The sequence below is a fragment of the Leeuwenhoekiella sp. W20_SRS_FM14 genome (assembly GCF_052119605.1).
Classification (GTDB): Bacteria; Bacteroidota; Bacteroidia; order Flavobacteriales; family Flavobacteriaceae; genus Leeuwenhoekiella.
The window spans coordinates 128,261-152,069 of sequence record NZ_JBGQOK010000009.1; the positions used below are offsets into that span (position 1 = coordinate 128,261).

The 23,809-nt window shown below is 36.6% G+C and carries 15 protein-coding genes; 11 read left to right on the forward strand and 4 right to left on the reverse strand.

Features of this window, described 5'->3' with window-relative positions; translation table 11 throughout:
• Positions 1-159: 159 nt before the first annotated feature.
• Positions 160-1,293 (reverse strand): glycoside hydrolase family 43 protein, encoded by a 1,134-nt coding sequence (locus ACEN25_RS14950; RefSeq protein WP_441803608.1) that lies wholly within the window; start codon positions 1,291-1,293, stop codon positions 160-162.
• Between the two features lie 256 nt (positions 1,294-1,549).
• On the opposite strand from ACEN25_RS14950, the gene ACEN25_RS14955 reads away from it, so the two are divergent.
• Positions 1,550-5,629: a hybrid sensor histidine kinase/response regulator transcription factor gene (locus ACEN25_RS14955; protein WP_441803609.1), complete on the forward strand. Its 4,080-nt coding sequence runs from the start codon at positions 1,550-1,552 to the stop codon at positions 5,627-5,629.
• 61 nt (positions 5,630-5,690) lie between these two features.
• On the opposite strand, the gene ACEN25_RS14960 is transcribed toward ACEN25_RS14955, so the two are convergent.
• Positions 5,691-7,853, reverse strand: a complete 2,163-nt coding sequence (locus ACEN25_RS14960; protein ID WP_441803610.1) for a family 43 glycosylhydrolase — start codon at positions 7,851-7,853, stop codon at positions 5,691-5,693.
• Between the two features lie 476 nt (positions 7,854-8,329).
• Between ACEN25_RS14960 and ACEN25_RS14965 the strand changes: the two genes are divergently transcribed.
• The 10 genes from ACEN25_RS14965 (at position 8,330) to ACEN25_RS15010 (ending at position 20,860) form a co-directional block, all read left to right on the forward strand.
• Entirely contained in the window at positions 8,330-11,323 is a 2,994-nt protein-coding gene (locus tag ACEN25_RS14965) for a SusC/RagA family TonB-linked outer membrane protein (protein ID WP_441803611.1), read from the forward strand.
• A 28-nt stretch (positions 11,324-11,351) separates the two neighbouring features.
• Positions 11,352-12,989 (forward strand): RagB/SusD family nutrient uptake outer membrane protein, encoded by a 1,638-nt coding sequence (locus ACEN25_RS14970; protein ID WP_441803612.1) that lies wholly within the window; start codon positions 11,352-11,354, stop codon positions 12,987-12,989.
• A 198-nt stretch (positions 12,990-13,187) separates the two neighbouring features.
• Positions 13,188-14,291 carry a mechanosensitive ion channel family protein gene (locus tag ACEN25_RS14975; RefSeq protein WP_441803613.1) on the forward strand — a complete coding sequence of 368 codons (1,104 nt, stop codon included), beginning with the start codon at positions 13,188-13,190 and terminating at the stop codon, positions 14,289-14,291.
• A 136-nt stretch (positions 14,292-14,427) separates the two neighbouring features.
• Positions 14,428-15,873 carry an FAD-dependent oxidoreductase gene (locus ACEN25_RS14980; RefSeq protein WP_441803614.1) on the forward strand — a complete coding sequence of 482 codons (1,446 nt, stop codon included), beginning with the start codon at positions 14,428-14,430 and terminating at the stop codon, positions 15,871-15,873.
• Between the two features lie 115 nt (positions 15,874-15,988).
• The gene (locus ACEN25_RS14985) at positions 15,989-16,447 is read left to right on the forward strand and encodes a DUF7079 family protein (RefSeq protein ID WP_441803615.1); all 459 of its coding nucleotides are present in this window, start codon (positions 15,989-15,991) and stop codon (positions 16,445-16,447) included.
• A gap of 84 nt (positions 16,448-16,531) precedes the next feature.
• Positions 16,532-17,338, forward strand: coding sequence for a helix-turn-helix domain-containing protein (locus tag ACEN25_RS14990; RefSeq protein ID WP_441803616.1), 807 nt, complete (start codon positions 16,532-16,534; stop codon positions 17,336-17,338).
• Positions 17,339-17,400: 62 nt separating this feature from the next.
• Entirely contained in the window at positions 17,401-19,071 is a 1,671-nt protein-coding gene (locus ACEN25_RS14995) for a serine hydrolase domain-containing protein (RefSeq protein WP_441803617.1), read from the forward strand.
• Positions 19,072-19,124: 53 nt separating this feature from the next.
• Positions 19,125-19,436: a hypothetical protein gene (locus ACEN25_RS15000; protein WP_441803618.1), complete on the forward strand. Its 312-nt coding sequence runs from the start codon at positions 19,125-19,127 to the stop codon at positions 19,434-19,436.
• Positions 19,437-19,520: 84 nt separating this feature from the next.
• The gene (bla, locus tag ACEN25_RS15005; protein WP_441803619.1) at positions 19,521-20,420 is read left to right on the forward strand and encodes a class A beta-lactamase, subclass A2; all 900 of its coding nucleotides are present in this window, start codon (positions 19,521-19,523) and stop codon (positions 20,418-20,420) included.
• A gap of 110 nt (positions 20,421-20,530) precedes the next feature.
• Positions 20,531-20,860 (forward strand): DMT family transporter, encoded by a 330-nt coding sequence (locus ACEN25_RS15010; RefSeq protein WP_441803620.1) that lies wholly within the window; start codon positions 20,531-20,533, stop codon positions 20,858-20,860.
• A 42-nt stretch (positions 20,861-20,902) separates the two neighbouring features.
• On the opposite strand, the gene ACEN25_RS15015 is transcribed toward ACEN25_RS15010, so the two are convergent.
• On the reverse strand, positions 20,903-22,774 hold the full coding sequence (locus tag ACEN25_RS15015; protein ID WP_441803621.1) for a B12-binding domain-containing radical SAM protein: 1,872 nt from the start codon (positions 22,772-22,774) through the stop codon (positions 20,903-20,905).
• 116 nt (positions 22,775-22,890) lie between these two features.
• A complete protein-coding gene (locus tag ACEN25_RS15020; protein WP_441803622.1) occupies positions 22,891-23,499 on the reverse strand; it encodes a DEAD/DEAH box helicase in 609 nt (202 codons plus the stop codon).
• Positions 23,500-23,809 lie beyond the last annotated feature (310 nt).

Genomic DNA, 23,809 nt, shown 5'->3' on the forward strand with positions numbered 1-23,809 from the left:
ATACTCTCATTTATTTAATTCAGATTGATTTGATAAGAAAATGGGCACCTTCATTTGTTTAATCATAGTTTGTTGTTTTAAAATTGTTTAGCTGTTTCTATTTGAAAACCTCCTTTTACTATATCGATTGAGGAGTTGTTAATCATTTTACCTTTAAATCTAGGGTTGCGTAGCATTATAGTCTGCAAAATTCCACGTATCCATCCACCTTATTTGAGGTTTCTCATCTTTGATTAGAATAGGTAACCAGATGTATCTGCCGTCAATATGATTTTTAGGATTCCAGCGGTCACCCATATATAAAAATGTATTCTCTTTACCTTCAACCGGTAATACATGAGTGCTTTGTGAATTAAAGGTTACCTCAGCGCCCTTACCCCTTGCCGGGTTGCCCAGAGATTCCCACGGCCCCCATATAGATTTTGAGCTAAAGGATCTTGCAGGATTGGGTGCCCAACCGGTTAGGCCTGATGTAATCATATAATAGGTGTCATCCTGTTTAAAAACTGCCGGTGCTTCATTTTGACCTCCGGGCTGCATACGCACCCATCTAGAAGTAAAATCAAGGTAATCGTCTGTTAATTCTGAAATATGAAGCGTCTGGTTTTCTTCAGAAGAGTGTATATGGTAAGCTTTACCATCATCATCAACAAAAATGGTCATATCCCGAGACATCTGCCCTTCTTCAAAATCTCTGCGTACATATAGCCCTTCAACTAAGGCAGCGCTCCATTCTGGTGTCCACCATTCAAGGCTGGCATCATTTTTCTGTGTCTCCTGGTTTTTTAAAGGAAAATTTAATGGCCATATTCCCGCATTGGGTCTATATGACTTTAAGTAGTGAAATGGACCTGTAGGCAAATCACTTATCGCAACACCGGTACGTGCCGCATGATATCCTTGATCTTTAAGCTCAAGGTGAAACCACATTACATACTTACCGGTCTTTTTATTATATACTACCTTGGGCCTTTCAATTACAGACCCTTTAGTGATTTCTGAATCTAAATCTGTACTTACCGCAAGAGCTACCCCTTCATTCTTCCAATTAAAAAGATCTGTCGAAGAGTAAACTCGCACTCCTACCTGAGCTATGCTGCTTCGGTCTTTATGCTCCCCATACCAGTAGTAAATACCATCTTCAAAATAAATACCACCGCCATGTGCATTAATATGTTTACCTTCTGTGTCTTTCCAAATTTTACCAGGCTCAAAATGCTTATTAGTTGCGTTTTGAGATACACACGATTGTGTGAACATTATAAGAAAAAGAAAAAAGCCGATTAATTTCATCTTAAAGAATTGTGATTTTTGTGTTATTTACACACTTAATTTGAGCGTAAATTGTCAAATCAAAAAGTAATGTTAATTACTTATACAATTTTCTATAAATCAAAGCATTACAATAGGGGGTTAATCGCTAAATTTAGGGGGGTTAATCGTTCAAACCCTTTAGAATCAATAGTTATTTATGATCTGATACTATAAAGTACCTTTTAGTTTAAGAAAAATTTAAGATATTCGAAAAATCAAATTTTGCTTACTTTTTATGATAAACAAAATATACTTACTGTTTCTTGCATGCATTCTCTCTTGGTCATTCTATGGTCAAACCGAAAATCTAAAAAATCAATTTCCTTTAGAGCGACGTCTTAGCTTTTATAATCTGGATACCGAAAAAGGCCTGTCAAATAATACTGTAAAATCTATCGTTGAAGATTCACTTGGCTTTTTATGGATTGGCACATCTGATGGTTTAAATAAATATGACGGTAATGAGTTTAAAATTTTTAGAAAAGAAAATTCTGCATTAAGCAATAACTACATACAAAATTTGATTCTTAGTAAATCTGGCACTATAAAAATAGCTACAGATGGTGGTGTAAATAATTATAATCCACGTAAAGAGCAATTAACACTATTTAATGAAGTAGACCCTACCTTAAGTCTGAGTATAAATTCGCTGATAGAATTAAAAGACTCTCGTTTAGTGATAGGTGCTTATAATCAAGGTTTACACATTTTTAATAAAAATAATAAAGAAGTATATCTAGGAGAGCACCATTTAACCTCCTTAAAAATATCTAGTCTTGCTAATCAACAAGATTCAATAATCTGGATAGGTACATTTGACAAGGGTGTAGATAAACTCAATTTAAATACCCTTAAGGTAGAACACATTGCTATTGAAACTGAAACAACAAAATCTAACTGGATCAATTGCCTTTTTGTAGATAGCAAAAATAATTTATGGATAGGTACTAATAATGGCTTGACTGTAAGAACGCCTAATGGACGCTTGGTAAGTCTTAATGAAACAAATACAAAATACGGACTTAGTAATAATCAGGTACATGCTGTGGCAGAAGATAATTACGGTCAAATTTGGATAGGTACGTATGCGGGTGGTCTTAACATCATAAATCCAAATTTGTTACTTAAGGATGATTTGCGATTTTCTGTACGCAAATATTTGCCTAAAGAAGATGGAAGCAGTATTTACAATGCTACCATAAATACCATTTTTAAAGATCATAGAGGCTATATGTGGATAGGCACCAATGCCGGTTTAAATTTTGTTGATCCTGATGGCGAACCTGTAAAATTGCTTAAAAATGATCTTATAGGTTCGCAAAAGTTGGCTCATGATCGTATAAGTTCTATTTCAGAATGCGCTACTGGTAAAATTTATTTAGGTACAGATGGTGGTGGTATAGATATTTATGATCCTGTTACCGGTAATTTTAACTATTCAGTCTATAGTACCGCTAATGGCTTAAAATCAAATCAGGTACAAGCTACACTTAGAGATAATGCACAACGCCTGTGGATAGGAACTTACAGAGATGGTCTCAATATGTACAATCTAGCTACACAAAAATGGAGCTATTATTTGCAGGGAGACACTCAGGACGGTAATGATGTACGTGTGGTTTATCAGGATTTCAACAATGATATTTGGGCTGGTACAAACCGCGGTGGTCTTTATAAATACAATACAACTAAAGATACATTTGACTATGTATCAGCATTAGATGTTATCTACCCAAAAATGGATATACGAGACATTAAAATGGATCGTCATGGAATCCTGTGGATGGCTTCATACGGAAATGGGGTTTTGAGATACAATCCTAAAACCAAAAAGGCATATTCTTATTTTAATGGAAGTCTTGGCGGAATGACCAATAATGTTGTTTTCTGTATTTGGGTATTAGATGATGACAGTATTGTTGCAGGATTAAAATACGGAGGTATTATACATTTTAATAGAGATGATACTGAAGCTTTAAATCTTACCGAAAAAGATGGCCTAAGTAACAATACAGTCAATAGCATGGCGCTATATGACGACAGCAGTCTATGGTTAGGGACTTATAAAGGAATTAGCAAATACAATTATATTGATCATACATTAGAAAATATTAATACATTTAATAATATACAGAAGAGTGAATATAATATAGGAGCCGCATTAAAAAGTAGTTCTGGTTTTATGTATTTTGGCGGTAATAAAGGTCTTACTATTTTTAAACCTGAAGAGCTAAATGTGCAGCGCACTACTAATAGCATTATTATAAAAAACCTGTCTATATTCAATACAGATATAGCTGTTGAGTCACAAGACGAGAACGCAATTCTAAAAGAATCAATTGCATATAGCGACCAATTGATACTCAAACATAATCAAAATAATTTTTCTTTAGATTTTACGAGTTTAAAATTTCCCTTTGCAGACAATGTAAATTACTCCTACAATCTAGAAGGATATAATGAATTCTGGACCAGTTTAAAAAATTCTAACCGCATAAATTTCAGCAACATCCCTCCTGGTGATTATACGTTAAAAATAGTTGCAGAGTCTGATGTTGAATCCCCTTACTATAAAGAATTTAAAATCACCATTCTCCCACCCTTTTGGAAAACGTTACCTGCCTATATCTTCTATATAATCACCTCTATTATTTTAATTACTGCAGGTCTTAGATATTATTCAGAACGTATCAAACTCAAAAACTCCTTGCTCTTCGAAAAAAAGCAACGCCAGCTAGAACAAGACTTAAACGAAGAACGCATACGGTTTTATACGGGTTTTTCGCACGAACTCAAAACACCGCTCACCCTCATACTTGCACCCTTAGAAACTCTACTTGAGGAAATCAAACAGAAAGAACAGCGCAATAGTTTAAAGTTGATTAAGCGTAATGCAAATAATTTATTACAATTCATCAACAAGTTGCTTGAGTTTAGAAAAAGTGAAGAAGGTCTAAGTAAACTTAATCTTAATGAGTATAATCTTTCAAAACATATAACTAAATGGCTCGCTACGTATAAACCACTATTAAAGAAGAAGAACATAAATTTGACGGTCACAATGCCACAAAACCCTATTAAATTTTATTGTGATCTCGAAAAGTTGCACATCATCATAAATAATTTACTTTCAAACGCCATAAAATATACAACTAAAGACGGTCAAATCAAGGTAAGTTTTACGCAAGATGATACGTCTATATATTTAAGTATAAGTGATTCTGGAAGTGGAATTATGGCAGACGATCTAAATCATATTTTTGAATGGTATTATCAATCTAACACATCTGTAAAAAAAGATGGTACAGGCATTGGTCTAGCGCTTTCAAAACGTTTTGCAGAGTTACACAACGGTACATTAGATGTGACGAGTAATCCTGGTATAGGAAGCACATTTACACTCACCCTACCCAAAGATGACCGTTTAATTGATGCCTTTTTAGAAAATAGTCCCAATGCCTTATTTAATAAAAAAGCGGTTGAGCAACGCATTAAAGATGCAGATATATCTATTGAAAAAACAACCGTAAATAATCTGCTGGTACAAACCGAAAATGCTCGTAAACTCATACTGCTTATAGATGACAATCCAGATATACTTGAGTTTCTAGATAGTGCATTAGCTTCTAAATACGATTTAATTCATTCAGAGAATGGCGAGGAAGGAATTCAACAGGCTACTAAATACATACCAGATTTGATTATAAGCGATATTATGATGCCTGTAAAAACAGGTATTGATTTGTGTCATTTCCTTAAAAACAATAAAGAAACTTCTCACATACCTATAATTTTACTTTCTGCTAAAAGTAATTTTGAAATGATTGAAACGGGTTATACTGAAGGTGCAGATGATTATATGGTTAAACCCTTCAATGTGCAGGTTTTAAGAGCCCGTATTGAAAATTTAATCGCAACCCGTAAAAAACTATTAGAAGGATTTATAAAAAACGCTAATGAAAACTCAAATCAGGATGATGCAGACCGAAAACTTCTACAGATAGAGAAAAAGTTTCTGGAAGAATTTCATACTGCAGTTTACGACAATATGCAGCAGGGCATAAAAACTGTAGAAGTTGTATCTGAAGAAATAGGTATGAGTAGGTCGTCTTTATTCCGTAAAATAAAAGCCATAACGGGTCAAAATATTAATGAATATATACGTAATTTAAAAATAGAGCGCGCCGCACATCTTATCGAAAAAGAGAATTTTACCGTATCTCAGGCTGCTTTTGAAGTAGGCTTTGCAGACGCAAAATATTTTAGAAAAATCTTTAAGGAGAAATACGGCAAAACCCCATCTACACTTAAATAAAAAAAGCCCATTACGTGAAGTAAAGGGCTTTTTAATAATTGTGTATAAAATGAAATTTAGGTTATTTATCAATCACACTTACCGGGTTAATACCTTCTAATGTTGGGGTAACTTCAAGTATAGAGCCGTCTTCTGCAAATATAAGTTTGTCTATTGCAACCTCTCTGTGAAATCCTGCAGCACCACCCATTGCCAGGCCGCGTGGTCGCGTAAATCTATGATAAACAATATACCAGTCATCAGTACCCGGAACATTTATTACCGAGTTATGCCCTGTACCATAAATTTGGTTTGCTTCATCTTTTTTAATCACCATATTAGATTCTGGTATGGTTAACGGCCCTAATGGAGATTTAGCTGTTGCATACCGCACGCGGTAGTCTGGACTACGGGTGTCATCTTCTGACCACAGGAAGTAATAAATTCCGTTTCTGTAAAACACTTCGGTACCTTCTCTATAAGTGCCGTCTGGCGTTAATTCTACAATTGTTTCTTCTTTTAAGGAGAGCATATCCTCATTGAGTTCTGCAGCTCCCATATACCCATTACCCCAATAAAAATAACTCTTACCACTCACAGGATCTGTAAAAACATCTGGATCTATAATCTGGCCGCCACCACGTTTTATTGCCGCCGGTTTCTCACTAATAAAAGCAGTACCCTTATCTGTAAAAGGACCTGCAGGATTATCTGATACAGCAACGCCTATGTTTTGTGCTGCTGAGAAGTAATAAAAATACTTCAGCTTACCGTCGATTTCTTTTTCTGCAATACACGGTGCCCAAGCATTGCGATCTGCCCATTCTACATCTTTTTTTAAATCTAGAATTATACCTTCATCCTGCCAGTGTACTAAATCTTCAGAAGAAAAAGTTTTAAAGTAGGTGCCAGACCAGCCATCAAAACCATCACTGGTAGGGTAGAGATAGAATTTTTTATCTGTATTTGAATAGATAATTTCGGGGTCTGCGTAATAGCCATCTAATGCCGGGTTTTTAGCAACAGCCGCTTCAACGGTATAGGTTACTTTTTCGCCACCTGGCAAAACAACTGTATATGACTTTGCTCCGTTAGAGAAATCCTGAGCACCTATTTCTTCTAATTTCACTCCCGGAAACGTAATCAACTGCGCATCTAAATTTTGTAAACTGCTATCTACCCGTACAGGAAGGTATACAGATTTTTGAACTGGGTCAACAACTATATTTTGCTGTCTTACAGCAGTTGCCTGGCTTCCTAAGATTAAGGGTAAGTCTTTAGAAGGAAATGCTTTTAATAAGCGCGTAGATTCTTCTTCAGTTATGGGAATAATCGTTCCGTGACGCGGATGAAAATTCATAGAGATTTTATCTGCTCCCAGCGCCTTAAAGTTGAGTAAATCTGTACTTTCTGCAAATTGATATTTACCATCTATGTACATATCGTACAGCAAAATATAGGTATCGCTATCTATCATTTTAAATACACTAGAGCCTTCTACTGCTCTATCTGTCTGGTCTACATAACCTTCTTTAGGGATATAGTCGCCGGTAAGACGGTCTGATACCGCAACGCGAATACCTTTTGTCGCAGTCCCTTCCGTTTTATAAAACAAATAGAACTTACCATCTTTACTTATGATATCTCCATCTATACACGATTTCTCATCGGGGCTATAAAAAAGCTGTTTTGGGGCTTCTTCTAAAGCGGTAAACTCTTTATTGATATAGGCATAGTAAATCTTATCATAGCTTCCCGGCTGAAGCATTGAAAAATAGATCATATACTTACCGGCAGCCTCATCATAAATGGTTTGTGGAGCCCAGGCGCGGGTTATATCTGAAAACTCGGGAAATGTTTTTGCAAGATCGATAACCGTTGTTTCCCAGCTTACTAAATCTGGTGACTTTGCCAGAATGATTCCTGTATTGCTCCATCCATTATCGGTCTTTAAATCGGTAAGTACCATATAGAGGTTAGCATCATTTGTACCTCTTAAAATATGAGGGTCGCGTACACCGCCAGTCTCGCTAATACGTTCTGTACTTACAATGGGTTGGTCATCATTTAAGGCATAAAAATTATAACCATCTCTACTTAGCCCATAATGCACGGCCTCCTCACCTTCTGCATTACCGGTAAAATAAGTAAATAAATACACTGTTTTCTGTACAGGCTCCGTAGGGTTTGAGCACGAAAATACCAAACTGGCCAGTGCGATAAACGAAATTTTTAATGATAACATATTAAGAAATTAATTAGTAAATGGCCTTAGAAATAATTCACGAGGCATAAAATGAAACAACTTTTTAATTTTAAGCAAGCTAAAAACTACTTAGTATCAATTGTGTAAACACGATTCAAAATTTGACCATTTCAAATCATTCTACATTTTTCAGTAAATGGAAAATAACAAAATAAACAAATATAAATGTGTTTTTTACATTTATATTGAAAAAATATTATTTATCTAGTTTCAATTTTCTCTTTTGATAGTAAATTCTTTGTGAAAGTTCTATTAGTCTGCAAATCAACCACTCAATTAATTAATGAGATAAAACGTTTTAACATTTCGGTATAAAAACCTCGCATCTATTATACCTACTGGCTTCGTCTTAAATAGGAACGTAAAAAAATAAACTGAAAAAATGAATCACATATTAAATGTTATTTATACATTTAACCTTCAATTTAATAGTATTCATTTTAATTTTTCACTTTATGAAACAAAAATTAACGCGCTTTAAATCTTCAATGATTTTCTGCCTGCTGTTGGTTTTAAGCTATCCCGCAATGGCTTTAACAACAGGGTCTGAAGGTTTACAGCAAAAAATTACAGGTACGGTTACTGTTGCAGCAGATGGTATGCCCCTTCCCGGAGTTACTGTTCTAGTAAAAGGTACTTCAACGGGAACGACAACAGATTTTGACGGTAATTATGAGCTGAATACCGCTTCAGAAAATGCAGTTTTAGTATTCTCGTATGTAGGAATGAAAACTTTGGAAATTCCTGTAAATGGAAAATCAGAAATTAATGTCGCTCTTGAAGAAAATATTGGCGCTCTAGACGAAATCGTTGTCGTAGGTTATGGTAGCCAAAAACGTTCTGATGTGACAGGGTCTGTTTCATCTGTACCAGAAGACCGACTGGAAAATTTACCGGTAACTAACGTCACACAAGCGATTCAAGGTACTACTGCCGGTTTAAATATTAGTCAGAATTCATCTGTGCCGGGATCTAGTGGTGAAATACAAGTACGTGGCGTAAATTCTATCACAGGAAGTACAAGTCCGTTTATTGTTCTTGACGGGATTCCCTTTACAGGAACGTTAAATGACATTAATACACGAGATATTAAGTCTATTCAGATTTTAAAAGATGCATCTGCTGTTGCGATTTATGGTACACGTGGGTCAAATGGTGTTATACTTATACAAACCAAAAGAGGTGTAAGTGGTGAACCTATTATTAATTACAGCACTTATGTAGCCGTAGAAGAATTTGCTAATGTTCTTAAACCATTAGGTCCAGATGCATATGTACAAAAGTATGCAGACTTCTTTAGTCAGAACAATCCAGGTGTTACACAAGATCGAATTTTAGAGAATCAGAGCGAAATAGAAAACTATGACGCAGGCAGGACTACAGATTGGTTTAAAGAAGTAACCCAATCAGGAATTATTCAGGAACACAATTTAAGTATACGCGGTGGTAGTGAGAAAGTCAAGTATTTTGTATCTGGCGGCTACCTAGATCAGCAAGGTGTTATAAAAGGTTATGATTATGAAAAACTTACACTACGTTCTAATCTGGATGTTGAAATCACAGATTATTTAAAAGTGGGGTTAAACACATTTTTTGCTAATAACAACTTTGATGGCGGCCGTGCAAATTTATTGCTTGCAACAGCTATGAGCCCCTACTCTGTACCTTATGATGATAATGGTCAACTTATTATTAACCCTATGTTACCTGAGTTGTTATATGAAAACCCATTATTAGGTTTAACCACAGATCGTGAAGTACGCGAGCGCACCCTTTCTGGGAATGTTTTTGCCGAAATTACTCCTGCCTTTTTAGAAGGTTTATCGTATCGCGTAAATGCATCATACACCATCAATCCGTATTCGTACAAAACCTATAAAGGTAGGGCGGCAAATGATAACCGTGGGACCGCTGTAATAGGTGGTGATGAAGAAAAGGTATGGATTATAGAAAATATTTTAAAGTATGCTAAAAGTTTTGGTAAACACAATCTAGATTTTACTGCTCTTTACAGCGCACAGTCTAATGATTTCTTTAGAGAAGAATTAACCGGTGTAGGTTTTGTAAATGATCAATTGTCATTTAACCGTATCTCTGCTGCCGAAGTATTATCTGCAGATCCTAATCGTAACTACAGCACACTTTCAACCCTGGTTTCTCAAATGGGTCGTGTAAACTATAATTATGACAGTAAATACTTAGTTACTGCCACAATACGTCGTGACGGGTATTCTGCTTTTGGAGCTAATACAAGTAAATATGGCGTATTCCCATCTGCTGCTTTAGGGTGGAACATTCACAAAGAATCGTTTATGGAAAATGCAGATGCCATAGATAATTTAAAACTTCGATTCTCCTACGGTAAAACCGGAAACCGAGGTGTGGGTATAAATCAAACACAAACCAGAACAGGAACAACGGTTTATCCTTTTGGCGGGCAAGCTTACACCGGTACATTTATAAACGGTTTGGGAAATCCTAACCTACAATGGGAAACAACAACTTCCGGAAACCTGGGTGCAGATTTCGGTTTATGGAACAACCGCATTAATGGTTCTGTTGAGGTTTATAAATCTAAAACTAAAGATTTACTACTTAACCGAAGCATTCCGGCTTTAACGGGTACCCGTAACATTATTGAAAACATTGGTGCAGTAGAAAACAGAGGATTTGAATTCAGTATTAATTCTACTAATATCAATACCGGTGATTTTAAATGGGAAACAAACGTAAACTTTTCAACCTATAAAAATGAAATCTTAGATCTGTATGGTGATGGTAAAGATGACATACCTAGCCACTGGTTTATAGGTAAATCATTAGGTGCTATTTACGATTATAAATTAGCTGGTGTTTGGCAAGAAGGTGAAGATACGGGTACTTTTAATGCAAACCCCGGTGATCTTAAATTTGAAGACCTCAACGGTGACGGTGTTATAGATCCAGAAAATGACCGTACCTATTTAGGCTCTTCTCTTCCTGAATGGACGGGAGGTCTTACGAATACATTCTCGTATAATAACTTTGATTTATCAATTTTCTTACAAACCGTACAAGGAGTTTTAAAAAGAAATACAGATCTTAATTATGGTGATGAGCTGGCACGTAGAAATACCCCAACAGAAGTAGGTTACTGGACACCAGAAAATCAAAGTAATGAGTTCCCGTCACTTACCTATCGCAATACTTTAGGCTATGGCTACCCAAAAGATGCAAGTTTTGTAAGGTTAAAAGACATCCGCTTTAGTTACAGATTTCCAATAGAGAAGATAGAAAAATTAGGACTTAGTGACTTAATGATCTATGCAACGGGAAGAAACCTGTATACCTGGACAGATTGGAAAGGTTGGGATCCAGAAAGTACACAGTACTCCAGAGGATCAGACGATTGGATAAATAACTACCCGGTAGTACGCACCTTTTCACTGGGACTTAACGTCTCATTATAATACTCCATAAACATAAATGATACCTTTTATGAAAAATAAATCGAAGATAATTATAGCACTTTTGAGCTTAAACATTTTTATGTTAAGCTCGTGTAGTGATGATTTTCTGGTAGAAGAAATACGTTCTGACTATACACCAGAAACCTTGAATGATGAACTGGGTTATCAAGCACAATTATTAGGCTTGTACCAGATGTTGAGTACTTTTTATACCCGCAGTAGTGATCAAGGCTGGTTATCTGTATGGCAAGCAGGAACAGACATTACCTGGCCTACCGCTCCTCAGGGAATTGAAGTACCATACTACAAATACAACCAGTTAACTACAGATGACAATGCTGCTTTTCAAAGCTGGGAACTGTGGTACAATATGGTTGAAAATGCAAATAGTATAATAGCAAGTATTGAAAGTTCTACTTCTGCAGAATTGACGCAAGAACAAAAAGATGCTATTAATGCTGAAGCTCGATTTTTTAGAGCCTATGCTTATAATAATTTGGCTACACTTTTTGGTGGAGTGCCTTTAATTACTGAGCCTATTACTGAAGCTCGCTTTGATTATACGCGTAATACGTTAGCCGAAATTAATACTCAAATTGAAACAGATTTACAGTTTGCAACTCAAAATCTGGGCGCACCTACAAATGCTCCTCAATTTGAAGCTCGTGTAAACAAGTATGTCGCCAATCAATTATTCGCAGAATTTTACCTGCGTGCAGGAAAACCAGACCTTGCCGAAGATCAGGCAGATATTATCATCAACAGCCAGGCTTTTCAACTGGTAACGCAACGTTATGGAGTTAAAGCCTCAGAAGAAGGAGATCCATTTTCTGATATGTTTTTTAAAGGAAATCAGCGCCGTTCGCAAGGCAATACCGAAGCTTTATGGGTGTTAGAAAATGAGAACCCCTCTGATGTACGCGGTGGTTCTAGTGGTAACCCTCAACAAAGACGTATTTGGGGAGCCGGTTATCATAACGTAAACGGGATGATCCCTGCAGATTCTTTAGGAGGTCGAGGTGTTGCACGTATACGTCTAAATAATTGGGTAATCTATGATTTATATGATGACGGCGATATGCGTAATTCAAAATATAGTATTCACAAACGCTTTAGATACAACAATCCTGACTCTAATTTCGCAGATATTTACGGAGAATTAGTACCGTATACCGGGATTGATACCCTTGCAAGAATTCAACCCTACACATTAAAATGGGGACATTTTGACCCAGCAGATGTATTTGGTTTTGGTATGTGGAAAGATTTTATCTTAATGCGATTAGGTGAAACCTATTTATTAAAGGCTGAAGCACAAGTAATGCAAAATAACACAACAGGCGCTGCTACAACGATAAACATACTTAGAACACGTGCAAACGCCCCACAGGTAGTTGCGGGAGATATGTCTTTAGATTTTATTCTTGATGAACGTGTACGTGAATTACTTGCCGAAGAAAACAGAAGAATGACGTTGATGCGTACCAAAACACTTGTGGAACGTGCAACCCGTCTTAATGTGCAGGACCCAAACATACCTTTGCCTCAGACTATGCGCATAGAAGGCTTACAGGAATTTCACGAACTTTTACCTATTCCGCTACGCGAAATACAACTGAATAAAGATGCCGTTCTGGAGCAAAATCCGGGATATTCAACAAATTAAATCTTTACTTATTAATTTATTTACAAAAGCCTGTGATTAAAAACCACAGGCTTTTTTTTTAAGATTTACCTATACTCAATAACTAGCTGCTTATTTACTAACGTTATAGTTTACAAGCTTTAAAAGTTTTTAAAATTCTTAACAAGTAAATTGAATTCAAGCAGTTAGATTTAAATATAGAGCACTAAATAAAATTGTATGATTAGTTTTATAGATTCAAAAACATCCCTTTTTCTTGTTATAATTCTGATTTCAGGAATTGTGGCATTCGGTATACTTTTCTACATCTTAAAAAAATTCGGTAAAAGTCCCAGAACGATTTTACCCGTAAATTTTGCGGTACGCATACGTATTCCGCTTGCCTTATTTTTACTTGCTTTAATTCTTAGAATTGTACTTGCGAAGGAAGAAATCACTTCATATGTACAAGCAAGTGTACTATCACACAGCAGTACCCTACTTTTTATTATAAGTTTAACCTGGGCATTGATTCTTATCATCAAAGCATTTAAGAGAAACATTTTAACAAAGTATGATATGAGTGCGGCAGATAATGTACACGCTCGTAAAATTTACACACAATTCACCGTACTGGAACGGGTTTTTATTTTTCTAATCATTCTGTTTGCCGTAAGCATTGCGCTTATGAGTTTTGACAGCATTAGAGCTATAGGTGTAAGTATTCTAACCTCAGCGGGAATCGCCGGAATTATAATCGGTTTTGCCGCACAAAAAGCGCTGGGTACCTTAATGGCGGGGATTCAAATTGCATTTACGCAACCTATACGTATAGATGATGTGGTAGTCGTTGAAGGCGAATGGGGGCGTATTGAAGAAATTTATTTAACCTATGTCGTTGTTAAAATCTGGGATAAACGCCGTCTGGTATTGCCTACCACTTATTTTATTGAAAAACCTTTTCAAAACTGGACGCGTAATTCATCAGACATCTTAGGTACTGTTTTTATTTATACCGATTATAATGTACCCTTTGATGCTTTACGAAATGAATTGACCCGCATACTTGAAAATACAGACCTCTGGGATGGTGAGGTTAACGTCTTACAAGTAACCGATACTAAAAATGAGGTGGTAGAAACCAGAGCGTTAATGAGCTCAAAAGATTCTCCTACTTCCTGGGATTTACGGGTGTTAGTACGTGAAAAACTAGTACTTTTTATACAGGAAAATTATCCGCATAGTTTACCGCGTACCCGTGTAGAAATGCAGGATTTGAAAAACACTCCGAAATCAGAAAAATCGGTTTCAGAACCGGAGCCTTCAGATTTATTGAGAAAGTAATTTTTCTAAATTTCAATAAACTACCTGATACTGCCATTCCACTTCTAATTGCTAAATTCGTTTGCACAATAAAAAGTAATTTTTAAACTAAAACTGAGTTTTTAAATCGCTTCTAATGAGAATTAATCAATAAGAATTGAAGAACACAGAAAAGGATAAAAAATACCATGCAGTTTGTCAGGAATGCAAAGGACAAGGCAAAAAAAGGCGCAGACTTCGTAAAAAAGTACGTCTTAGTTATGCACAGGCACTTGATAAATTCAATAAAGGAGAAGGTCCTGCTCCTACTCTTCTTAAAGGTCACCTGTACACCTGTGAATTTTGTGCCGGCTCTGGTTTAGTTGCTGTATCAGAAAAACCCCTTCCTGATTCTAATAACTATCCGCTCATAGCAATTGTAGGAGGTGGCATAGGCGGTGTTGCTCTAGCTGTGGCCTGTTTGCATCGTGGTATCCCTTTTATCTTATTTGAGCGTGATACAGGTTTTGATGCGCGTTCTCAAGGGTATGCACTTACCCTTCAGCAAGCAAGTAAAGCAGTTGCAGGATTAGGCCTTTTTAATTTACAAGAGGGCGTGGTCTCTACACGACACGTCGTTCACACAACAGATGGTAGTATAATCGGCGAATGGGGAATGCGTAAATGGCTAGATGCCGAAGCGCCTACGTTTTCAAAGCGTACAAACATTCACATTGCAAGACAAGCCCTGCGCGAGCAACTTCTCAATCAACTTGAAGGTACAGATCTTGTACGGTGGAATCATCGGTTTATTAATTATACAAATGGCGAAACACCAACCCTAAGTTTTAGTGTTAATGGCCAACTAAAAAAGTATAAAGCAGATCTTATTGTGGGTGCAGATGGCATACACAGTTCGGTGCGCAAACTGCTCCTGGGTGATAAACATACTCCTTTGCGTTATCTGGACTGTATCGTAATTTTAGGAATTTGCCCTTTAGTAGATTTGGGAGATCTTGAAAGTCCCTTGTTAGATGCAGCTACCGTTTTTCAAACCGCAAACGGAAACGAACGCGTTTATATGATGCCGTATGCCACAGACTCTATTATGTGGCAACTCAGTTTCCCATTGCCTGAACAAGAAGCTAAACTATTAAATGGAAAAGGACCTCAGGCATTAAAAGAGGAAGCCTCACGCAGATTGCAGTGGCACGCTCCTATTCCGCAGATAATTAAAACTACACAAACCTCATTAATTTCGGGCTACCCGGTTTACGATAGGGCACTATTAAAGCCTACAGATTTAGAAAATGGGACTCAAGTAACACTTATAGGTGACGCAGCGCATCCTATGAGTCCGTTTAAAGGGCAAGGTGCCAATCAAGCCTTATTAGATGCCTTAGCACTTGCCAGAGCTATTTATAAAGGATGTGGTCCATTTTCAAACTGGAAAGAAATAGGAATTCGCAAACAAGTACTTAAAGATTTTGAATTTGAAATGCTCAAACGCAGTGCTACTAAGGTGAAAGATTCTGCCGAAGCTGCAAAATTTCTACACTCAGAAGTAGTTTTGCACGAAGCTAATGAACCCCGAGGACGGGTATTGAAAAAGAAGAAGAATTAAGATTAACTCAGGTTTTTAAATCAATTAAACCGATTATAATTAAATAGTTATGACTAATTTAGACACCTCATAAACAACGCGTAACCCCAAATGTGTTTTTTAGTAGATCAATAGCATGAAAACTAAAGAAAATGATTTTGAAAACGCGGTTCTTCAAAAAGAAGAAGAGATATCTTCAAGAATACACTCAATTAATACTAATCGAAAACTTGAAATTAGAAAGCAACTCTGGAACGCTATAGCTTCGTTTTACCTCGATACCGAGTTGACCGTTTACGATTATGAAGCGATAGCACATACGTTTAAACAGTCTAATCTATCTGTGACAACCTTAAAAAAGATTGACCTGTATGAAGTCTTTCCGGTTCTAAAAGAAAACCTGATTAGCCCCACAGGAGTATGGGATGGTTTTGATGAAGCCTGGCTAAACAACGCCTGTACCGCTGCCTATAGTAAGCGTTTAAATCCTTTTTTTAGATGGAAAATGAGATTTTACAATCGGGTTTTATATACCATGAGAAAAGATCACTGGACGCATATTGAACAGGTTTTAGCATTGCAAACTATAAACTAGCTAAATAGGAACAGGAATGCGCTTATATGTTAATTAATTGGGTCATTACCTCATTAAATTAATCCACTAAAACCCCATAAAACAGTGCGCAAATTAGAAACGGGAGAATTTTATGGCAGACATAATCAAAAATTAATTTTTGATGCGTTTACCGTTACAGATACCGAATACATTCACGATAAGGTTGACTGGCACTATCACGAGAATCCGTATTTCACCTACTTACTACAGGGAAAGTTATTGGAATCAAATAAGAAAGAATTCTACTACCTAAAACCAGGTGATCTCTTATTTCACAACTGGGATGACGCACATTACAATATTAAACCGAAAGATTTTACGAGAGGTTTTCATATAGAATTAAATAGAAATTGGTTTTCTAAAAAGGGGTTTGAATCAACTGATTTTAAGGGAAGTTTTGCCATTCAAAACCCAATATTTAAAATGGCTATGAATACTATCTATTTAGAAGCAAAATGGAATGACTGCTATACTCAATTGGGTATTGAAAGTACGCTGGTTGCGCTATTCGATTTGATGCATAAGCCGAATACTAAAATACAGAAAACACCAGTTTGGGTAAATCAATTAAAAGAACTGCTTTTTGAAGAAGAAATCATCTATTCTCTTGAGAATTTAAGTCATAAATTACAAATACACCCTGCACATTTATCTAGGGAATTTAGCAAATACTTTGGCACCAGCCTGGGCAATTACATCCGGTTAATTAAAGTGAATCAGGCGTTTAATCTTATTTTATTAAATAAATTATCGATGACTGAAATTTGCTATACCTGCGGTTTTTACGATCAAAGTCATTTTATTGCAAATTTTAAACGCATCTACCACACCACACCTTCAAAACTTTTAAAAAATAGGCAGCGACGCTAATTTTATACAATTTCTTCAGTTTTAAAAAGCTCATTTTTACCGTTCATCAAAATCAATCAAAAATGAGACTTAAACAGATTAGTTTTTTGTTTTTTATACTACTTAGTGTTAACCTCTTTGCACAGGATATGGCGCAGTACAACGGTAACTGGGAAGGTAAAATAGCAAACCCAAAAACGTTCAGCTTAACTATTTCTATAGAAAACACAACAATTTCAGAAGCGCTTTTTAAAATTGTAAATGATCATAGAATTCTAGAGCAATCGTTTCAATTTAAAGCCGGCGAAGCTCTAAACATACCTCTTGCTGAAAATCTATCGTTTACCGGTAATATATCTAAAGATAAAAAGACGATTTCAGGGTTTATACAATCAGGACTCCTGCTCTATCATCTTGATCTTATTAAAACAAAAGCTAATTTTTATACCGGAATCTGGAATCTACTTATGGTAGATTCTCTAAAAGCACAGGACTTTTATTTAAGCGTAGAAAACGGTTCTGGTGACTCTTATGAAGCCTACCCCATTTTAGCTGATGATCGATTTACAGGGACCTGGTGTGCTAACTTCAGCAAAGAAAACAATCGTATTTTTTTTACTGATTTTAAAACCGGTATGGTATTTAAAGGAACCCTTCTACCAGAAAAAATTGAATTGGGAATGTATCTGGGCGATCATTTAATCACTGTAATGACGTTATCAAAATCTCAACAAGACTGGAAAACTGGCGATTTTAAAGATATACATTTCGGAGATTTACCCAATACGCTTCAGCTTACGCTACTGGAAACTTTGATTGCTAAAGACTCTTTACCCAACACCCATTCTGTAGTTATTTCGAAAAAGGGGAAGCGTATATACGAAACCTATTTTAAGGGTTATACAGCAAGCATTCCGCACGATATGCGCTCTGCATCTAAAAGTATTTCTTCGGCTATTGTGGGGATTGCAAAAGACCAATCGCTATTTAAAAGTGTAGATCAATCTATTTTTGATTTTCTACCGGAAACCTATCAAAGCTATAAAGACACCTTAAAGGCACAAATAGATCTCCAAAGTTTACTCACGATGAGTTCTGGGTTAGACGCGATAGATTACGGTTTAAATGCCAACCCAGAATCTCTTGCTGTAGAAGATAAGTATCAACCTACACCAGACTGGACGAAAAGTATTTTGGAAGCCCAAATGATTTACGCTCCCAATACACACGCAAACTACGGGTCTGCAAACCCGTATCTTCTGGGAGTTGCTATTGATTCTAGGGTATCTCAACCTCTTGAACTGTTTATAGACCGGTATTTATTTCAGCCTTTAGAGATCTCAAACTATATCATCCAAACCGATTTAAAAGGAAGACCCTATTTTGGCGGAGGAATGTATTTGACACCGCTTGATATGCTAAAATTTGGCGAACTGTATCTAAATAAAGGAAGGTGTAATGGAACACAAATCATCTCAAAAAAATGGGTAGAAAACTCGTTACAAAACTACCATGTATTAGAAAATACAGAAGATAAAAACGGCTATGGCTACTTCTGGTGGCATCATACCTACACCTTGAATGACACCAAAATAGACACTTACGAGGCCAGAGGTGCGGGCGGACAATATATTTTTATACTTCCGAAGCTTGAAGTAGTTATTGTAGTTACTTCCGGGAATCATAGAAACGGAAAAACGCAACAACCCGAATCGATTTTAGAACATTATATTTTACCTTATCTCCTAAATTAACCTGAAGCACGCAACTAATTACCGCTGGTGGTATCTAATAACTAAATCAGATTATGAAACAACTTATTTATAGTTTAGTCTTAGGTATGGTCCTAATTTCCTGTAGTGCTCTTGAAGATAAAAATGAGCAACTCAATTACGCCTTTATTACTAGCTATTCAGAAACGGTAACCGTAGGCGGTGTGGTAGGTACTACGGAAAAAACATTTGAAAAAGGTGCTGTTTTTAGTGGAATTGATGACGGTGGTCCCACCATACGCATTAGAATTGCTGAGCATACCAAACGAAATGAAGATTGCCCTAACAGCTGGTGTTATCAGGAATTTTTAGAGGTTCCCAGAGAACTTTTAAAACGTATTGATTAAGTTTTATTTGTATTAAAAAAGTGTTCTAAACTATGCACTTATATTCCTTAATTTAGCCGGGTAAATCTATTTAACGCGTATGTTATGAGTAACAAAACGGCACTATCAATGCTATTCATTTTTATAGCAACCACACTCTCTGCGCAATCTATTGAAACCCTACGCAATGAACTGAAAGCTGTTATCAACAACAAATCTGCAACTGTGGGCGTGGCTATACACGGAATGCACGAGGCAGACACCCTTTATATAAATGGCGAAAAACATCTGCCGATGCAAAGTGTGTTTAAATTTCACCTTGCACTGGCAATCTTAAATGAAGTTGATAACGGAACACTTGCATTGAACACCCCAATTGAAATACCTAAAGAGCTGATAGAAAACTATCAACATTTGTGGAGCCCGCTGCGTGAAAAATATCCTAATGGGGCGACTTTGGAGTTGCAAGAAATTTTAAAACATACCGTCGCGTGGAGTGATAATATGGGCTGCGATGTGCTGTTTGACCTACTGGGCGGTCCTGCTGTGCTTCAGCACTATTTACGGCAGCTTGGTATAGAAGATATCGCCATTGTACATAACGAAATGACTATGCAGGCTCAATTTGAGAATCAGTTTGAGAATTGGACGACTGCTAGAGCTTCAACCCAACTTTTAAAACGCTTTTATGAAAATGAAAACCTATTAAGTACCGAAAGCTATTTGTTTTTATTAGATACCTTAAAAAGAACTACCACCGGAAAAAGCAGTATTAAAGGCTTATTGCCCGCAACTACTGTAGTGGCTCATAAAACCGGAAGCAGTGGGCAAACGGAAGCCGGTTTGACAGCTGCTTTAAATGATATCGGCATTGTTTTCTTACCCAATAATTCGTACTTCTACATAAGTGTATTTGTGAGTAATTCTTCCGAAGAGCCTGAAACCAACCAACAAATCATTGCAGAGATTGCAAAATGTACGTATGATTATTTTACCGGCTCGTAAGAGAGAAGTTTTAGTATTTCCGCCCTGCGAAATTTAAAAAAGTATTTTTTTTAGTATAGCCCAATTAATCACTTTTCAATCTCGACCTTTGCAGCCTATACATCACGTTTATGAATTGGATTTTAGTAATTATTGCGGGCCTGTTTGAAGTAGCTTTCGCGTTTTGTTTAGGTAAAGCAAAAGAAACTTCGGGCAACGAAATGTATTTCTGGTATGCAGGCTTTTTAGTAGCGCTTTGCTTGAGTATGGGTCTACTTATCAAAGCTACACAAACACTGCCTATAGGTACCGCTTATGCAGTGTGGACGGGTATTGGCGCGGTAGGAACTGTACTGGTTGGAATATTCGTTTTTAAAGAACCCGCCACCTTTCTGCGCATCTTTTTTATCACCACGCTCATAGGTTCTATAATAGGCCTCAAAGCCGTATCGCACTATTAGTTTTTTATTTTATGCAGAACAATTCATTGAAAAAATTGAACTTTACGAAGCAGCTTCGACATTCAGAAAACCAGCAATTAAATCTCCCGGGTGACTCTTTTTGACCACCGGAAAATCAAACCAACTTTGTAAATCTGCATCAAAGCCGGTATTGTTTAAGTAACTGTTTAAGGCACGGTTTAAACCGGTCGTGTATTTAGGATGATCTGCTCCCTGCACATCGTCATGATATAAATCATTTTGAGCAAAACCTTCAAAAACAGGACCTGTGATCTTTATCCCAAAATCCTGCGGATTCTTACCTATAGGACTGTGTACCGTTGTGGTAAACTGATGCCAAAACGCAGACTGAATACAATTGCTTTCAAAAAGTTGGCGTACTACCTCAAGTGAATCTATGGTTTCCTGTTCGGTTTGAGTGGGGAAGCCGTACATAAGATACGCATGCACCATAATCTTATTTAGCGAAAAATAATGCGTTACACGAGCCACCTGAGCAATGTCAACTCCTTTTTTCATCTTGGCCAGCAAGCGGTCTGAAGCTACTTCAAGACCTCCTGTAACCGCAATACAACCGGCTTGTGCCATCAATGCACACAACTCATAATCGAAGGTTTTTTCAAACCTAATATTTGTCCACCAGGTGATGTTAACCCCTCTAGCGATAAGTTCTTGAGATAAAGCTCTTAGCATTTTTGGCGGAGCTGCCTCATCTACAAAGTGAAAACCCGTAATGCCGGTATCGCTAACTATTTTTTCGATTTTATCTACTAAACTGGCAGCAGTTGTATTCTGGTAATTGCCTATATAATCTAAAGTCACATCACAAAACGAACATTGTTTCCAGTAGCACCCGTGAGAAATCGTCAATTTATTCCATCGTGCATCTGTCCACATACGGTGCATCGGGTTTACCACATCTAGAAAAGAAACATACTTCTCAAAAGGTAATCCCGAATAATCAGGAGCCGGTAAATTGCGATGGTGGTAAATGGTATTGGGTAATTTATTCTTATACACAACCGTGTTCCCTTCAAGAATATAGGTACGCTCAAGCTGATCTACATCTATCGTACCTTCAAGATAACTTACAAGTTTAAGTAGTGGCCCTTCGCCATCATCCAGAGCGATAAAATCTATAAATTCAAATATTCTGGGATCTTCAAGAGATCGCAGTTCGGTATTACAATAGCCGCCACCAAAAGCAACTTTAATTTGCGGAAAGAGTTGTTTTATAAATTGAGAACAGCGTAGTGCGGCAAATAAATTTCCGGGAAACGGAATGGTAAAACACACCAGCAGTGGATTACAGGTTTCTATTTGCGCTACTAAAAGGTCTAACATTTGCTCCTCTATAAGCGTAGGCTGGTAGCTCAAAAACTCATCAAGCTGGTCAAAACTACTGGCTGAAGTAGCAATTTGCTCGGCATATTTTGTAAAGGCGAAAAACTCATCTACATTTGCCTGTATAAAATCGCCTATTTCTTCAATAAAAAGCGTTCCGTAGTGTTTTGCTTTATCTATAATTCCTAATTCACCGGGAGCCCAATCTATGGATGTATTTACGTTTATTAAGCGATGTCCTTTCGGTAAAAAATAAGGATCAAGAATTTTATGCGCGGTCTCGAGATCCTGTTTTTGTAAAAACCCAATAACCACATCTACACAGGCTATATAACGGTCTTTTAATTTACGTACCTGTGGATATTGGAAATTTTCTAATTCTTGAGCTTCCTTGAATATAGCGCGCAGAAAGTCACCGGTAAAAATTGAGGTAAAGAGTTCTATACTTAAATCAAAATGCGTTACTGAAACCCCGTGCTCTTCTAAAAAGCCTTTAAGATAGGCCGTTGCGGGATAAGCAGTATTTAACTGCGTAAACGGTGGGGTTATAAAAAGAATTGTAGACTGCATGGTGCAAAGATAGAATTCTGTTTACTGAAAATTACTGATTTGACCGGGAATACGTTAAACGGAATCCCCCAAAAAAAATAGTTTAGGAATTGCTATTACGAGTAATTTAAGACTTCTTACTGCTTAATATATAACGAATTAGCCATAAAGGTATCTTGCCAACTTTCAAAACGTTTGTCAAATTTTTCTGAAAATATAAGGTACTGGCATTTACCTATACTTTCGGGTGTGCGTACCACATCAGAAAAGCTACTCTTACCCAGTAAAAACTGCGCATCATCAACGATACACATTTGAAGTTCGTTAAGGTTTATACCATTAAGAAAAAATATCTTATTCAATCGCTTAGGTGTTGCAATAACGATATCTGTACCCATATAAATCTCATCGCGCTGGTCGTCTATGTTTTTCTCGTCATAAGCGCAATATACACGCAAATCTGTCTGTTGTCTGTAAGCGTAAAATTCTGTCTCAAGATCGAGAGCCGCCTGCTTATTTTCTACAAAAATTAGTGCTCGAGGTGCATCTGCGACAGCCTCCTTTAGGTTTTGTATGACACTTAAAATAATACTTGTTGTTTTACCAGAACCTTTAGGCGCAATGACAAACATACTGGCACCTCCTTTAATTTTTGAGAGTATTTTTTTTTGCAAGGGCAAAGGTTCTTGAAACCCTTTGTGTGCAAGTGTTTCTTTTAAAGGCTCAATTAATTTTTTAAATGACATAGGTGTACTTCCTGAATTTGTGGCAAAGATAGTTGATATTAGACAGGGTGCTCCAGTAATCACTAGCTTAAAATCTAGAATTTGCAGTATTGTTTAGGGCTTTTATGCTGCGGAAGAATAATTTATTAAAAAGCGTAATTTTGGGCATAACAGCAAACTGCTAAAGACAATAAAAACATACTGTTATCACGCAACTTCCACTGATAAAGTGTATATTTAGTTTTGATATAACACGTTGTAAAACATTTAAAACAAACTTATGAGTGATTTTGATTTTCAAAAATTAATGAGAGAATTAGATAAATCTTCT

Bases quoted from the DNA above. Each gene is read 5' to 3' on its own strand.
- ACEN25_RS14995 (WP_441803617.1), top strand. From the start codon at position 17,401: ATGAGACTTAAACAGATTAGTTTTTTGTTTTTTATACTACTTAGTGTT.
- ACEN25_RS14950 (WP_441803608.1), bottom strand. From the start codon at position 1,293: ATGAAATTAATCGGCTTTTTTCTTTTTCTTATAATGTTCACACAATCG.
- ACEN25_RS15000 (WP_441803618.1), top strand. From the start codon at position 19,125: ATGAAACAACTTATTTATAGTTTAGTCTTAGGTATGGTCCTAATTTCC.
- bla (WP_441803619.1), top strand. From the start codon at position 19,521: ATGAGTAACAAAACGGCACTATCAATGCTATTCATTTTTATAGCAACC.
- ACEN25_RS14955 (WP_441803609.1), top strand. From the start codon at position 1,550: ATGATAAACAAAATATACTTACTGTTTCTTGCATGCATTCTCTCTTGG.
- ACEN25_RS14965 (WP_441803611.1), top strand. From the start codon at position 8,330: ATGAAACAAAAATTAACGCGCTTTAAATCTTCAATGATTTTCTGCCTG.
- ACEN25_RS14985 (WP_441803615.1), top strand. From the start codon at position 15,989: ATGAAAACTAAAGAAAATGATTTTGAAAACGCGGTTCTTCAAAAAGAA.
- ACEN25_RS15010 (WP_441803620.1), top strand. From the start codon at position 20,531: ATGAATTGGATTTTAGTAATTATTGCGGGCCTGTTTGAAGTAGCTTTC.
- ACEN25_RS15020 (WP_441803622.1), bottom strand. From the start codon at position 23,499: ATGTCATTTAAAAAATTAATTGAGCCTTTAAAAGAAACACTTGCACAC.
- ACEN25_RS14970 (WP_441803612.1), top strand. From the start codon at position 11,352: ATGAAAAATAAATCGAAGATAATTATAGCACTTTTGAGCTTAAACATT.
- ACEN25_RS14975 (WP_441803613.1), top strand. From the start codon at position 13,188: ATGATTAGTTTTATAGATTCAAAAACATCCCTTTTTCTTGTTATAATT.
- ACEN25_RS14960 (WP_441803610.1), bottom strand. From the start codon at position 7,853: ATGTTATCATTAAAAATTTCGTTTATCGCACTGGCCAGTTTGGTATTT.
- ACEN25_RS15015 (WP_441803621.1), bottom strand. From the start codon at position 22,774: ATGCAGTCTACAATTCTTTTTATAACCCCACCGTTTACGCAGTTAAAT.